Below are 13,356 nucleotides of genomic sequence, written 5' to 3' on the forward strand. Positions count from 1 at the left end.
AACTAAGTTAGCGTTTCAACATGCTAGACGGTTTGAAACGCCTCGTCGATATGCCGAACAGCCAATTGGGAGCAACCTCATGCCGACCGAATCTCCGCCGGGCGAACCGGGCGCGGATGCCGCGACTTTCGCGCTCATCGCCACCGACGGCACGACCCGCACGCTCGACAGTCTCAAGGGCGAGCGCGGCCTCGTCATCGTGTTCATGTGCAATCACTGCCCGTATGTGAAAGCTGCGTTGCCAGGCCTCATCCGCGACGCCATCCAGCTACGTGAAACAGGCGTGAACGTCGTCGGCATCAACTCGAACGATGCAAGCGTCTACACCGACGACGATTTCGACGCCATGGTGCGCCTCGCCGAAAATCAACGCCTGCCGTTCCCGTATCTCTTCGATGAAACGCAGCAAGTCGCGCATGCATACGGCGCCGTCTGCACGCCGGAATGCTTCGGTTTCGACCATGAGCTGAAGCTGCGCTATCGCGGCAGAATCGATGCATCGCGCAAGGAACCGTTGCCCGATGCGCGCCGCGATCTCTACGAAGCCATGCGCGACATCGCGGTCCATGGCACCACACAGGCTCTGCAACTCCCCGCGCTCGGCTGCTCGATCAAATGGAAAGCGTCGTGACTCAGCGTTTTCTGGTGGGCCCGGGCGCATGCCACGCGCTCAAGTCCTCTTCGGGCCGATCCACCTCGCATCCCCAATCGAGCGGCTGATCCTGATCGAAGCGCTTGCCGAGTTGCCACGCGATCTCGGCCCGCGCGAGTTGCACGCCCATGTAGAACGCGTGTCCGCCATCGGCTTCGAGTTTGAGATCGGGATAAAGCGCGAACGGATCGATTGCAAGGCGATGCCCGTCGCGGTTGTAGACGTGAATGCCATCGGCGGAAACCTGCACGCGAAAGTTGGGGTCGCGCACCGCCGCCGCGAGCGCGCCGATCTCCTCGGCGTTATAAGGAAACGGCCGCTTCGAATGCAGCGCCGACAAGTCGCTCGATATGCCCTTCGGCAAGGTCTGTGTCTCACGCGCCGCATGCATCACGCGCCGCGCGACATCGGCTTCACGCACGGCGCGGCGGGCATGCAGACTCACGGAAGTGGTCAGCACGGCCGCGACGCGCAACTCCGCCGCCATGCCGAACAGCACGGCGTTGATGCCGCTCGTGTCCGCCTCGGTCAACTCGGTCACGTTGCCGACGCCCATCATGATCGGCACATCGGCGTAGCGTTCTCGCAGGCCTACATAGCGCGCAATGGATGCCGCGAGCCCGAACGGGATCGGATCGAGAATCGGATCGGCGAGAAACGGACGACCGCGTTGCTGCATGATGTCGATGGCCGCATCGAGCGATGTCACGTCGAGCGGTTCGCGCGGCACGAGTATCGGCGTCGATGCCACTTCGTCGGCGACCCACAACGTATCCACATTCAGGCTCATCACGTAATCGGCGCCCGCGTGTCCGCCGCGCACGAGTTCATCGGTAAGCATGGAATCGACACTTACGCGAAAACCGCGTTCCTTGAGCATCGTCACCGCATCTTCCAGATGCGGAAACGGCGTAGCGGGCAGGCAACCGATATCGATTACATTCGCGCCCTGAGCCTGATAGTCAAGCGCGCGTGCCGCGATGCCATCGAGATCGAGACGCGGCGCATCGACGATCTCCGCGAAAATTTCCGTCTCGTAACGCGAGAGATCCACCTTTCGCGCCTCGCGGCCGAAGAACTGCGGCAAGTCCTTGACTTCTTCGGGACCGCGCTCGACCTTCACGCCGAAATGCGCGGAGAGCATGTCGAGGTCGCCACGGCATCGGCCGGGCACGATCACGCGGTGCGTGCCTTCGGTGAGCGGCGGCACCACGCGCCGGCGGATCATGTCGGCCGTCATCAGCCCCGCGACCTGCAAGCCGATTTCGCGCACTTCCCACGAAAATGGCGAGTCCTGATTCGAAGTCGGTGCGATGCCTTCCAGCACTTGTTGAAGACTGCGTTCGGCGAGCCGCCCGGTCAGGAAGACGATGTGTTCCATGCGAGCTTCAGTTCGGATAGCCGTTGATCGAGAGCGTGGCGCAAGTCGTCGAGCGTGCGCGCGACCGTCGTGAGTTCGAAGCGCGCAAGCCGTTCGACGTTGTCGAATTCGATGGCGCGCGGCCGCAGTTCGACCCATTGACGCGGCGCATGCGTGATGACGCTCGGTTCCGTATCGCATGCATACACGATGCCCGGCACACACTGCTTACCGGCCTGCGCGAAGAGATTGGTCGGGAGCGTATCGGAGATGCCGAACGCGCACTTGGCGACGGTGTTGCTCGTTGCGGGCGCGATCACGACGGTGTGATAGTCGCCCTGATATAGCATGCCGACGGGCACGCTGCTCGCGCTGTTATCGCGAAACACGCGAAAGCGTTCGCGCAGTTTCGCGAGGGTCCAGCCGTAGAGCGGCAGCACTTCCTCGCCCGCGGACGACAAGAACATGTCGACGCCCGGCAAGCGCAGCGCAAGCTCGATGGATTCCTCGAGCATATGGCCGGAGCCCGTGACGCACCACGCAAAGCGCGCGTCGGCTTTGAATTCGTCGAGCCGGCGCGCGGGCGTGGGTTCGCTGGACCGTTCCGTCATGCGTCGGCTTGATCCGTTGCGTTGGGCGAGTCGTGCGACAACCTGATATGCAGACGATGCATCTTCCGGTACAACGTGTTGCGGCTGATGCCGAGCACCTTCGCCACGTTGCTCACGTTCCAGCGATGTTCGTCGAGCAATTGCAGCACGGTCTCGCGCTCACGCAACTGAATGGCGTTGAGCGTGGACGTATCGGCGTCTTCGGTGAGATGCGCGAACGTAGCGGCGACATTCGGCGTGCGCGGCGCGCTTTGCGTCGCGGTCTGCGCCGACACACCGTTGACGATTTCCGGCGGCAGATGCGCGCAGCGAATCTCGGGACCGTCGCACAACGCAATCGCCATTTGCAGCACATGCCGCAACTGCCGGATGTTGCCGGGCCACGCATAACTCAGCAGCGCCTGCCGCGCTTCGACGCTCAATGAAGGCGGCTCGGACGTTTCCGTTTCGAGGATATGGCAGATGAGCGCGAGCGCATCGGCCCGTTCGCGCAACGGCGGCAGATTGATCTCGATCCCGTTCAGCCGATAGTACAAGTCCTCGCGAAAGAGGCCGGTCTGCACGAGTTCGATCAGGTTTCTATGGCTCGCGCTGATGAGCTGAAAGTCCACCTTCACGGTGGTTTCAGCACCGAGCGGCGTCACCTCGTGCTCTTCCAGTACGCGTAAGAGACGCGCTTGCAGAGCGAGCGGCATGTCGCCGATTTCATCCAGAAACAGCGTGCCGCCATTGGCCTGCACGATCTTGCCGCGCCGGCCTTCGCGCTGCGCGCCGGTGAAAGCGCCCGCGCGATACCCGAACAACTCGCTCTCGATGAGATTCTCCGGCAACGATGCACAGTTCACCGCGACGAACGCACCCGACCCGTTCGGGCTGATGCTGTGCAGCGCATTGGCGAACACTTCCTTGCCGGTGCCGGTCTGGCCGCGCAAGATGATCGGGATCTTGCGCTGGATCACGCGCGCCGCAAGCTGAATCTGCGAAGCCATGCGCGGATCGCCGAATTCCAGATGCGAGAGTTTGTCGAGGCGGCCCGCGCCGGTGCTCGCGCCATCACGAACGTCGCGGACGTCCTGGGCATCGCGTTTGGGCGCTCTTACGCGCGATCCCGGCGCGGAAGAATCGCGCGTGACGGGATCGTTCAGGAGAATGCGGCTCGTGTCGCGCATGCCTTCGCGCGGCGTCTGCGCGGTCAGGAAAAAGCGCGTGTTGGCCTTCGCGCTATACACGGTCACCGGATGAAACGAGCCGCGAATGCTGCGCGCGATCATGTCTTCGAGCGATGCGTTGAACGCTTCCTCGATGCGCTTGCCGTACAACTCCGCGGGCGAACGCAGATCGAGCTGAAAGAGCGCGCTGCGGCTCGCGGCGAGCACCACGCCGTCGTCGCTGACAGCGAGCTTGCCCGCGTGCAGCGTGCCGACGAATTCCGGCCGGCTATGAAAATGAATCATGTTCGCGTGACGGTAGCGCGCATCGATCAAACGATTTTCGATCATCTGCCGCGACATGCCGACGAGCACCAGCGAATGCTGTTGCAAGAGCTTCGAGCGGCTCGTGACATCGAGCACGCCGACCACCGTGCCGCGATCGTCGAAGATCGGCGCGGCCGAACACGTGAGCGACGTATAGCGCGGATAGAAATGCTCGTGCTGGCACACGGCAATGCAGTCGCGTTCGATCAGGCACGTACCCATGCCGTTGGTGCCCGCTTCGCGCTCGCTCCACACGGCGCCCACGCGCAGGCCATCGGCGGCGACGGCCTCGCCGAACGGCACCGAGGACACCTGATGAACGATCACGCCGTCCGCATCGACGAGTACGACAGCGAGTTCGGGATCGGCCAGTTGCTGATAAAGCGTCGTCATCTCCAGCTTCGAGCACGCGATGAGATCGCTCGCGGCCTCGCGGCGCTCGGTGAGTTCGCGCTGCGTGAGCACGGGTGGCATGACGAAATGGCCGGGGTCGAGCCTGAACTCCGTCAGGCAGCGCGTCCACGATTGCGCGACCGAAGCGCTGGTGCGGCGTGACGCCAGCGGATTGTTCACGATATTCAGCACTTCCCTGACATGCGTATCTACGTCTGCTAGCAACGACATGGGGCCGTGTCTCCGTGACGTCCGTTCCGGCTGCGCTCGTACGTGTTTACGCGTACGGCACAGCCGTCGAAAGTCGAATCTGTTGTGTTTTCCGCTGGCGCTGCGGGTCTCGCTACTCTATTGGTACTTGTATTTGCCGATAACCGCATGCGCGCGCCTCGTGGCCGTAGTGCCCGATCACCCTCAGTCGGCCAGCACGGTTCTCAAAAACTTTACATGCTCTGACGCATTGGTTCAATAAGTAGTCGCATTGGTTTAAGCGTTCTTGCCCGCTTCTTGCTTGGAGCTTACGGATTTTTCGATGCCGTTCCGGAGACGACGATATGGGCAAATTCGAACCGATTCGCGACGCCAGTCAGGCGGACGCCGATGCATCCCGTGGGGCTCACATGGATATCGTCTATATCGAGGGACTCACGGGCCAGACGGTGATCGGCATCGACAAGAGCGAGCTGCACGACCCGCAGCCGGTGCGCATGAATCTCGCGATCGGCGTGCCCTCGCTGCGCGCGTGCGTCACGGATCGTATCGAAGATACCGTCAATTATGCTGCGGTGCGGGAGGCGATTCTCGGGCTCCTGGCAGCGCACCATGTGCAGTTGCTCGAAGCGCTCGCCGAACAGATCGCGCAGCGCGTGATCGCGGACTTCGGCGCGCATTGGGTGAAGGTATCGCTCGAAAAGCCGGCCAAGTTCGAGGATGTCGAAGCGGTGGGCGTCGTCATCGAAAGGCGGCGGAGCACGGCGACGGCATCGCCGCGTGGCGGCGTGAGTCTCGCGTGGATCGGACGCGGCTATATGCCGGAATGAGCGTCGAATCTTGCCGGTGCGTCATTGACGACACCGGCAGCATCTGCATGAAACGGCTGAACCGGCTTATCGAGCCGCCGCCTTCTGCACGATTCCGCAAGCCTTGAATGCGTCCTTCTGAAGCTCGCGGTACTTCTTCGTCTGTGCCTTGGCGCGATCCACGCGAAACTCGCCGCCGCCTTCGCCACCGAGCGAGGCGTACTTGGAGAACGTCATCTGCTCGACGAAATCGTCGTAGGTGAGGCTCTGGGAGATCTTGTCGATGGCGCAGGAGCACTTGTAGACGTTGGCGAAGTCGTGGCCGTTGTCGTCCATGCAGCCGAGCACGTATTCGACGCGTCCCTCGGTCGGATAATCATGTCGCGAAGCGGAAGCGCCGTCCTTGGCCGCAGCCGTCGCGCCGAACGAAAGCGGCGAAGCGAGCGAGAGGCAAGTGAGCACCGTCAACGCGCAGCAACGTGGGGTCATGCGATAAGCCTCGTATTCATCCGTGATTCATGTTTGATTCGAAAGCAGCCGGCGCGGATGCAAGCCCCGCGCCGGCCACGACAGACGATCAGTTCGCTGCGAACGGATGCGCCGCCGATCCCTTCTTCGAAACGACTTCCGAAGCCTTGGGCTCGCCCGCCACCGCACGCTGGAGAGCTTCCTTGGTTGCCTTGTAGTTGTACTCCTGAATCTTCTTGTCGTCATCCGCTTCCCAGTGGATGAAAACCCCGACGCAGATGAAAAGGTCGTCGGCTTCGTCGGCGGGAATGGTGCCGTCCTCCACGCTGTCGGCGACCGCGAGCGCCACCGCATGCTGCGCCGGGCCGAACATCTGCACGGCTTGCTTCGCGCCCTTGATCGTGACCTTGTTGAAGAGAATGGTGTTCGGCTTGGTCAGCAAATTCGGTGCGACCACGGCGAGTAGCGATGTGAAGCCGTCCTTGTTGTTGGTCAGCGCGTTGCAGAACGCGGTCTCGGCAGCGGAACCTCGCGGTCCGATGATCAAGTCGATGTGAGCGACTTCGTTGCCATCGCCGACGAGCGACTCTCCTACCAGAACGCGGTTGATCTTGGCCATGCTCTTCCTCCAATGGATTTGTTTCTAGGGACGTCTGACTCGCTCCCGAAGCACGATCCTCAAACCCGTCTCAAGGCGTTCGCACCGCGCAAAGCGGACTGCATAAACGCGAAGTTCCTAACATGTTCCGTGCCAATTTTTGTCCGCACCCGGCGCGCTTCGTGCAAATCAATCGGCAAACGCGCCCATCGCGAGCGCCACGAACAAGGTTGCAACCGCGAGGTCCGCGCTCGTGCCGGGGTTGATGCCGCGCGCCTTCAGTTCGGCGTCCCACGAGTCGAATGCGGGGCAGTCGTGAAAACTTCCTTCGGCGCGCCATCGGTCGTGATGTAAAGCTGCATCGCGCGTGACACTTTGCGCCATCGCCGCGCCGAGCTTGCGCACTATGTGCGAATCGGGCCATGAACGCAGGAAGATGAGGAATGCGTCGAGCATGGCTTCCTGTGCCGTCGATGCATCGATCAGTCGGACGGTATCGAAGATATCGGCGAAGCCATTGGCGTATTGCCGCGCGATGCTGTCGCGGTCGGCGGCAAGCGTCATCGCCGCGCGCAGGTCGATAGCTGGCGCGGCGTGGACGGTTTGTTCCGGCGCGTCGCCGAGGCCGCCCGGATTGGCCAGCGCAATCGCGCGGTAAGCGAGGCGCGCGTCTTCCAGGTCGAGCGCATGCAGCACCCTTTGCGTTGCAGTGCGCCAAGCGGCGATATCGCGTGGAGCGGTTTCTTCGAAAGCCACGCACAGCGGCGCGCACAAGAGCACGATGCCGAGGTTCGTATTGCAGCCTGCAACGTCGAAACTGCGGCGCACCGCTTCGAGAATGCGCGTGCCGACGCTTGCATTCGGCTCGAACAAGCCGATTGCAGCCGCTTGAGCGCTTTCGACGAACTGGCTCGCGATCATTCCGTGTCCGGCGCTCGCCGTGCTCACGTTGCCCGGTTTGCGCGTTTCCACATCGAGCCGGCATGCGCGCAGAAAAGCCGCTTTGATGTGATGAAGCTCAGGCATCGCCGCTCGCCCGTGCGAGGTTTCCTTTCGAAGCCGCGAGCTTGTGGTCGAGCAGATCGTCGACGAGCAGCGCGGCGATATCGAGCGATGTCACCGATTGCAGCCCGCGCCACGCCGCCACGCCGTTCACTTCGAGCACGAGCGGCCGGCCGCCTTCCGGCGCGATGAGATCGACGCCCGCGTAATCCAGGCCGAGCGCAGCGGTTGCGCCCACCGCCGTTTCCGCGAGCGCGGGCGTGAGTTCGGCGGGCTCGCAGCGTGCACCGCGCGCGAAGTTATGAATCCAGTTCTCGCCGCCCACGCGCTTCATCGCGGCCACGGCCCGCGTGCCGATCACGAACACGCGCCAGTCGAAACCGGGCTCGCCGCTATCGACATAACGCTGAAGATATGCGACCTGACTAAAAGGCTTGAGCGATGGCAACGGCGCGCACGCCTGCCCGCGCGAGCGCGCGCCGAGCCGCTTCAAGCCCTTGCCTTGCGAGCCGAACAGCGGCTTGATGACGACCTGCCTGCCCGCAGCCGCCTCGCGCATCAACACGCGTTGCGCATGCGCCGTGGATTCGCCGGCCCATGTGGCCGGGGTCGGCACGCCGTAGCGGTTGAGCAGAAAGCTCGTCATCGACTTATCCACGCTGCGCTCGATCGCGCGGGCGTCGTTATAGACCGGCACGCCGCATTCGCGCAGCGCATGCAGAATGCCGAGCCGCAACGTGACCTGCTCGAAGGTTCCGCCCGCGATGCCGCGCACGAATACCGCATCGGGCAGGGCGTGGCCGAAGCCGGGAATCGCGAGGCCGAACGGTGGCCAGGTGGTGTCGATACGGCAATCCGCGAGATCGACGCAACGCGCCTCCACGCCGCGCGCGCGGAACGCCTTCTTCAGCCGGCCCGTGTGCCAGCCGGTTTCGTCGGTCATGATGGCGACGCGCGATACCATCGTCATGCCGCGTCCTTCTTGCCGCGCCATTGCGCATCGAGCAGCGCCTGATCGAGCTTGCCGCCGCGATAGGTCGCGCCGCTTTCTAGGCTTGATACCCACGCTTCGGCGGGCGCGAAGAGCGCGCCATCGATCTGATAAAAGTCGTAGTTGAACGACGTGAAGATTTCCGCGAAGGGACGCCCGTAATCGCGCGCATTCGCCGAAGGCAACTCGGCGGCAAGGCGCTTCGCCACGGCATCGCTCCTGACGGTGAGATGCACGCGGCCTCCGTAGAGAATGGCGTCGTTGGTGCGGCCCATCGCCTGAATGGCGTCGGGCGAGGGCGGCGGCAAGGGCGCGGTGCCGCTGCCTTCCACGATCTCGCTCAGGTCCACGCCCAGCACATGCGTCTTATGGAGCGCCACTTCCACCACGCGTGCAACGACTTGCACCGTGCCCGCCACAGACTGCGTCGGCGTGACCGCGATGACGAGCTTGTCCGCCGCGAGCCCGCAATCCGCGAGTACTTTGTCGATGACGATCTGCGGTGGCAAGCGGTCCACTTCCATGACGAGCGCGCCGCGTTCGTGATGGTCGCGATACGCGAGTTCGTCGAAGAGCGGCTCCTTGCCTGCAAGCGCGCGCGCTGGCCCCGAGCCGAGCGAGAAGAATTTCTTGCCGCCCGTTTGTTCCTTCGTCGCCGAAAGACTCCAGCCCGCGTACTGACTGCCGAGACACGCGAGCACGGGGTTCGAGGTCTGCACTTCGATATAGCTCGGCCAGGAAGGCGCGGCATCGAAAGCGCTGCGCAACTCGACACGCCCGAGCCCGCCCATGCAGATACGCGCGATCAAGAGGCCCGCTTCGGCGCTGCCTGCGGCGTTCACGCCAGCATCGACGATAACGGTGCCAGCCGGCGTGCGCGTGACTTCCACCCGCAAGCGCGCGGCGTCGTCGATCAGGCGATCCACGAGCCTCGCGCTCGATGCGTTGACGCTGAGTTGATTCGATGAAGTCATGGGCAGTATGAGTCGATGCGTTGCAGAAGCCGCGCGCTTTCATTTGTCAGTGCATTGCGCAAGGCGTCGAGCGTGGGCGCGGCCGCGGTGACCGTGCAGACCGGCATGCCCGCTTCGATGCGCGCGCCGGTGAGCGGCACGTCGTGACACGCGGGGTCTTCGAAACACGCATCGCTGAAGAGGCGCGACACGGTGAACGACGCGGGCGCAAAGACCACGCGCTGGCCCGCTATCGACGCCGGCGTTCGCGACGATGCAAGCGTCGAACGCGGCAACGCGCCGTGCAGGCATGCGTCGAGATGCGCGCCGATCAATCCGCGCGGCCATTCATCGGGCCATGCGGCTTCGTAGAGCGCCATCGTCGAGGAGGGGCGTGTGTTCACTTCGAGGACTTGAAACGTGTCGTCATCGAGCAGAAAGTCAATGCTGTTGAGGCCCGTCAAGCCGGTCTTCCACACGATGGTTTCGATGGCGGCAACGATGCGCTCGGTTATCCCTGGCGGCAATGCGATCGGCCCGAGCGAACCCGCGTGCACGAAAGGCAGACGCCCCGTTTCGATACTCAACTGTTCCGCGAAGCCAATGATCGCCGCTTCGCGACGCGCCGCGACGAAGAGCGCGGACATCGAACGGCCTTGCGCGAGACGCTGAAAATAGGCATCGGCGGGAGCGTTGTCAGCGTGTTCCGCCCATTCGATATGCGTGCCGCCGCAGCCGTCCGAACGCTTCATGAGCCAGCCGCGCGCATCGGCGGGCCTGCCGAAGCGCACTGCCGGATGCGCGATCTGCGCGTCGTCGAGCAGCGCGAAGAAGCGGCGCGGGTCGCGCACCGCGGCGGCTTCCACGCCATTGCCGATGAAGCGCGGCATATGCGGCATGCGGCTCAGTTCACTCGCGAGCGGTTCGAGCCCGCTCGTCACGATGAGCCCCAGCATGCGCGGCAGACGCGCGGCGCATTCGAGCGCATCGAAAAGACGGGTGCGGTCTATCGACAAGCCATCCCCTCCGATATCGAACCACATGCCCGAGTTCTCGCGCGTGTCGCGGTCGCCGAAGATATCGAGCGCCACGACGTTGAGCCCGGCACGCGCGGCGGATTGCGCGAGCAGCCGGGCTGAAAGCCCCGCCACGGCGACGCGTGGCGCACGCGCTGCAACGGAATGGATCATGAGCCGAGCCCCGCGACGACCGCGCGCGCTTCGTCGAATGCTTCGGGATAGCCGAGATACACGGGCTTGCCGCCGGTACGCATGCGCAAGAAGAGCCGATGCTCCGCCTGATACTTCACATTGCCAATGGCGAGCGCGCCGATGCCGATGGCGTCCGCGCGTGCCGCGCCCGCGAGCGGCTTGCCGTTGTCCATCACGTTGACGCCCGCGATGCCTTCGGGCGGCACCGCGTTGACGTCCGCCGCGATCAGCAGGTTCTTGGCATGCGCGAGATCGGCGGCACTCATCACCTGCACGCCTGCAACTGCGGTGGCGAAGACGACTTCCGCACGCGCCAGTTCGCGATGCAATTGCTCGGGCGTGCCGGTCGCAACACCGCAAGTGGCAATGTCGAAGCGCCGGTTGATCTCGTCGCTCACCTGGGTCGCGCGTGACTGGCTCGAATGGCTCGCGACGACGACATCCGCGCCGAGCGATGCGGCCATCGCGGCCGCGACGCGTCCCACCGCGCCCGTGCCGCCGAGTATCAAGACGCGCTTGCCGCCGAGATCGACGCCATGCACGGCCTTCAGATGTTTTTCCGCGAGCGCGACGAGCGCGGCGGCCGTGGTGTAGGCGCCCGATGGGTCGGTGAAGACAGAGACCTCGAAGGGCGGGACCATCGCCTGACGCGCCTTTTCGAGCATGTCGGCGGCGAGCATGACATCGCGTCCGCCTATGAAGATGCCCGTGCGCGATACGCCCTTCGGTCCGCGTGAAAAGATCGCATCCTGCGTGAGTTGCACGACGATATCTTCATCGACATTGCAGTAAGGCACGACGATCTGATAGCCGGCATCGGCCGCCATGTTGACATCGAACGGACTCATCTGCGGCGTGCTCGTGAACATGTGGAGCACATAAGGTCTTTCGAAAGCTTCGGACATGTCGATGGACTCGTGGTCGATTTGGAATTGATGAACGCAGGTTCAGGCAGCATCCGCGCCTTGCTCTCGGCGGTTGGCGGCACGCCATGTCGCGCCGCGATTGCGGCCGGTAGCGATGGAAAAGGTGAGGGGTGCGCGAGGCGTCACGCGTTGCGCGGTCGCGAGTGCGCGTTCGGCGTCCTGCGCGCTTGCGACGAACGCGAAGCCGACCGGTCCCCATGACGTCTGCCCGATGCCGGCCTTCTGCTCGGCGGCGACGGCTTCGAGCGCGCGCGCCACGGCGGGGCTTGCGAACACGCCGCCTTGCACGGGCGCGAAGTATTCGCCGATGGTCTGCTGCAAGTCGCTGATGGCGTCGGCGAAGGTATCGAAGTCGCTTTCGGCGGCGGCGGGCAGGATACGCATCAGCGCGAGATGACTGAGATGCGCGGCGAGTGTTTCAGGGAAGGGATCGAGTGCGGCGAGTCCGCGCCTTTCTTCGTCGCCGTGCAGACCTTCGCGCGAGGTGTCGTCGATAAGAAGCACGCGCCAGTCATCGGGGAAGGCCTGGCGCGAGATCAGCGGCGGCAACGTATTCGCGGATGCGTGGCGCACGTCGCGGCCGCCGTCGAGAATGAGGCCGCCGTGATCGAAGCCATGAATGCCGATGCCGGAGCGCGCGCCCCGTTTGAGTATGCGCGCGATGTCCGCAGTGTCTATGCCGTTGTGACCGGTTGCTCGTGCGAAGGCGGTGCCGAGCGTGAGGGCGAGCTGCGTGCCAGAGCCGAGGCCCGTATGCGCGCGCGGTGCTTCGTGTACGTCTATATCGACGGCACGCGGTTCATTGAACGCCGCCTGCAATTGCTGAAGGTAATGAGCGATACGCTCTTTCTGCGCTTCCGTGACATGGCCTTCTATATGCGCCGTCTGCTGCCGCGTGCCATGAGCGATGCACGCGGTGAGACGCGTGCCGTGTCCTTCTATCGCGAGCCCGAGGCTGCCGAAGGCGCGGCCTGAGGAGCCGTTCGGATCGAGGAAGCCGAGATGCAGGCGCGCGGGTGCTTCGACCGTGATCGCCGGTGAAGGCGATAAGCGTCGGGGTGAGGTTGGCATCGCGGCTCGTGTTCCTTCAGGGGGTTTCGGGCTTCCCTGTTAGGCAAAAGTTATACCAAGACTGCACGCGCCGCGTGGCTGGGCTAGTCGTACTTGATATAGCGGAAGCGTTGATCGTCGGATGGCGTGCCGTCGAGCGGACCGTCTTCCTTGCCTGGCTGCCACTGCACCACGTCTTCGATACGCGTGGCGAGCGCGAAGTCCTTGTCGGTAATGCCCTTGGCCGAATGCGTCTTGAGCTTGACCACGACGAACGCATAAGAGACGGTCAGGTCGGGATGATGCCAGGCCGCTTCGGCAAGATGCCCGACCGTATTGACGACCATGAGCGTGCCCTTCCAGCTCTCGGTCTTGAACTTGCGCCTGAGCCATCCGTCCTCGAGATACCAATGCGCGAGCGGACCCGTAAGCCGTTCCCGCACCTCTTCATCCGAGTAGACCTTCTCTGCTTGAGCCATGACGTTGCCTCCTTATGGAAAACACCGAGTATGCGCCGCGTGCGTTGATCGTGAAGCGGCGCTGCGCAATGCTGCGACGCGTCATGTGACACCTGAGCAAGCGTTGCTGTTCCATCACATGAAGCCTTTCGCGTATTTGACACAGTATGTGTCGCACGCCGCCATTCG

At 63.6% G+C, this 13,356-nt stretch carries 14 protein-coding genes; 2 read left to right on the forward strand and 12 right to left on the reverse strand.

The window, feature by feature from the left end; all coding sequences use genetic code 11:
• Window positions 1-79 precede the first annotated feature (79 nt).
• A complete protein-coding gene (locus tag QCE79_RS24735; RefSeq protein ID WP_309848364.1) occupies window positions 80-631 on the forward strand; it encodes a thioredoxin family protein in 552 nt (183 codons plus the stop codon).
• Between the two features lies 1 nt (window position 632).
• Here the strand turns inward: QCE79_RS24735 and QCE79_RS24740 are convergent, their stop codons facing one another.
• Genes QCE79_RS24740 through QCE79_RS24750 form a run of 3 tightly spaced genes read right to left on the reverse strand, consistent with a single transcriptional unit; the run spans window position 633 to window position 4,722 of the window.
• Window positions 633-2,033 carry a DUF6513 domain-containing protein gene (locus tag QCE79_RS24740; protein ID WP_309848366.1) on the reverse strand — a complete coding sequence of 467 codons (1,401 nt, stop codon included), beginning with the start codon at window positions 2,031-2,033 and terminating at the stop codon, window positions 633-635.
• A complete protein-coding gene (locus tag QCE79_RS24745; protein WP_250493747.1) occupies window positions 2,012-2,623 on the reverse strand; it encodes a flavoprotein in 612 nt (203 codons plus the stop codon). Before QCE79_RS24745 ends, QCE79_RS24740 begins: the two co-directional genes overlap by 22 nt.
• The gene (locus tag QCE79_RS24750) at window positions 2,620-4,722 is read right to left on the reverse strand and encodes a sigma-54-dependent Fis family transcriptional regulator (RefSeq protein ID WP_309848369.1); all 2,103 of its coding nucleotides are present in this window, start codon (window positions 4,720-4,722) and stop codon (window positions 2,620-2,622) included. Before QCE79_RS24750 ends, QCE79_RS24745 begins: the two co-directional genes overlap by 4 nt.
• Window positions 4,723-5,045: 323 nt before the next feature.
• Here QCE79_RS24750 and QCE79_RS24755 point away from each other — a divergent pair, with 323 nt between their 5' ends.
• A complete protein-coding gene (locus QCE79_RS24755; protein WP_309848371.1) occupies window positions 5,046-5,531 on the forward strand; it encodes a dihydroneopterin aldolase in 486 nt (161 codons plus the stop codon).
• Window positions 5,532-5,597: 66 nt separating this feature from the next.
• Here the strand turns inward: QCE79_RS24755 and QCE79_RS24760 are convergent, their stop codons facing one another.
• The 9 genes from QCE79_RS24760 to QCE79_RS24800 form a co-directional block, all read right to left on the reverse strand.
• The gene (locus QCE79_RS24760; RefSeq protein ID WP_244828808.1) at window positions 5,598-5,999 is read right to left on the reverse strand and encodes a hypothetical protein; all 402 of its coding nucleotides are present in this window, start codon (window positions 5,997-5,999) and stop codon (window positions 5,598-5,600) included.
• Window positions 6,000-6,087: 88 nt separating this feature from the next.
• Window positions 6,088-6,597: a formaldehyde-activating enzyme gene (gene fae, locus QCE79_RS24765; protein WP_244828807.1), complete on the reverse strand. Its 510-nt coding sequence runs from the start codon at window positions 6,595-6,597 to the stop codon at window positions 6,088-6,090.
• Window positions 6,598-6,765: 168 nt separating this feature from the next.
• The gene (locus QCE79_RS24770) at window positions 6,766-7,602 is read right to left on the reverse strand and encodes a triphosphoribosyl-dephospho-CoA synthase (RefSeq protein ID WP_309848373.1); all 837 of its coding nucleotides are present in this window, start codon (window positions 7,600-7,602) and stop codon (window positions 6,766-6,768) included.
• Window positions 7,595-8,542, reverse strand: coding sequence for a RimK family alpha-L-glutamate ligase (locus QCE79_RS24775; protein WP_309850541.1), 948 nt, complete (start codon window positions 8,540-8,542; stop codon window positions 7,595-7,597). Before QCE79_RS24775 ends, QCE79_RS24770 begins: the two co-directional genes overlap by 8 nt.
• 2 nt (window positions 8,543-8,544) lie before the next feature.
• On the reverse strand, window positions 8,545-9,543 hold the full coding sequence (gene mch, locus QCE79_RS24780; RefSeq protein ID WP_309848375.1) for a methenyltetrahydromethanopterin cyclohydrolase: 999 nt from the start codon (window positions 9,541-9,543) through the stop codon (window positions 8,545-8,547).
• Complete coding sequence (locus tag QCE79_RS24785; RefSeq protein ID WP_309848377.1) at window positions 9,540-10,712, reverse strand: ATP-grasp domain-containing protein; 1,173 nt, start codon at window positions 10,710-10,712, stop codon at window positions 9,540-9,542. Before QCE79_RS24785 ends, mch begins: the two co-directional genes overlap by 4 nt.
• On the reverse strand, window positions 10,709-11,638 hold the full coding sequence (locus QCE79_RS24790) for a methylenetetrahydromethanopterin dehydrogenase (protein WP_309848379.1): 930 nt from the start codon (window positions 11,636-11,638) through the stop codon (window positions 10,709-10,711). Before QCE79_RS24790 ends, QCE79_RS24785 begins: the two co-directional genes overlap by 4 nt.
• A 42-nt stretch (window positions 11,639-11,680) precedes the next feature.
• On the reverse strand, window positions 11,681-12,730 hold the full coding sequence (locus QCE79_RS24795; RefSeq protein WP_309848381.1) for a beta-ribofuranosylaminobenzene 5'-phosphate synthase family protein: 1,050 nt from the start codon (window positions 12,728-12,730) through the stop codon (window positions 11,681-11,683).
• Between the two features lie 83 nt (window positions 12,731-12,813).
• Window positions 12,814-13,188, reverse strand: a complete 375-nt coding sequence (locus QCE79_RS24800; protein WP_244828801.1) for a 4a-hydroxytetrahydrobiopterin dehydratase — start codon at window positions 13,186-13,188, stop codon at window positions 12,814-12,816.
• Window positions 13,189-13,356: the final 168 nt, after the last annotated feature.

This window comes from Caballeronia sp. LZ003 (assembly GCF_031451465.1).
GTDB lineage: Bacteria > Pseudomonadota > Gammaproteobacteria > Burkholderiales > Burkholderiaceae > Caballeronia.

Bases quoted from the DNA above. Each gene is read 5' to 3' on its own strand.
- QCE79_RS24735 (WP_309848364.1), top strand. From the start codon at position 80: ATGCCGACCGAATCTCCGCCGGGCGAACCGGGCGCGGATGCCGCGACT.
- QCE79_RS24740 (WP_309848366.1), bottom strand. From the start codon at position 2,033: ATGGAACACATCGTCTTCCTGACCGGGCGGCTCGCCGAACGCAGTCTT.
- QCE79_RS24745 (WP_250493747.1), bottom strand. From the start codon at position 2,623: ATGACGGAACGGTCCAGCGAACCCACGCCCGCGCGCCGGCTCGACGAA.
- QCE79_RS24750 (WP_309848369.1), bottom strand. From the start codon at position 4,722: ATGTCGTTGCTAGCAGACGTAGATACGCATGTCAGGGAAGTGCTGAAT.
- QCE79_RS24755 (WP_309848371.1), top strand. From the start codon at position 5,046: ATGGGCAAATTCGAACCGATTCGCGACGCCAGTCAGGCGGACGCCGAT.
- QCE79_RS24760 (WP_244828808.1), bottom strand. From the start codon at position 5,999: ATGACCCCACGTTGCTGCGCGTTGACGGTGCTCACTTGCCTCTCGCTC.
- fae (WP_244828807.1), bottom strand. From the start codon at position 6,597: ATGGCCAAGATCAACCGCGTTCTGGTAGGAGAGTCGCTCGTCGGCGAT.
- QCE79_RS24770 (WP_309848373.1), bottom strand. From the start codon at position 7,602: ATGCCTGAGCTTCATCACATCAAAGCGGCTTTTCTGCGCGCATGCCGG.
- QCE79_RS24775 (WP_309850541.1), bottom strand. From the start codon at position 8,542: ATGGTATCGCGCGTCGCCATCATGACCGACGAAACCGGCTGGCACACG.
- mch (WP_309848375.1), bottom strand. From the start codon at position 9,543: ATGACTTCATCGAATCAACTCAGCGTCAACGCATCGAGCGCGAGGCTC.
- QCE79_RS24785 (WP_309848377.1), bottom strand. From the start codon at position 10,712: ATGATCCATTCCGTTGCAGCGCGTGCGCCACGCGTCGCCGTGGCGGGG.
- QCE79_RS24790 (WP_309848379.1), bottom strand. From the start codon at position 11,638: ATGTCCGAAGCTTTCGAAAGACCTTATGTGCTCCACATGTTCACGAGC.
- QCE79_RS24795 (WP_309848381.1), bottom strand. From the start codon at position 12,730: ATGCCAACCTCACCCCGACGCTTATCGCCTTCACCGGCGATCACGGTC.
- QCE79_RS24800 (WP_244828801.1), bottom strand. From the start codon at position 13,188: ATGGCTCAAGCAGAGAAGGTCTACTCGGATGAAGAGGTGCGGGAACGG.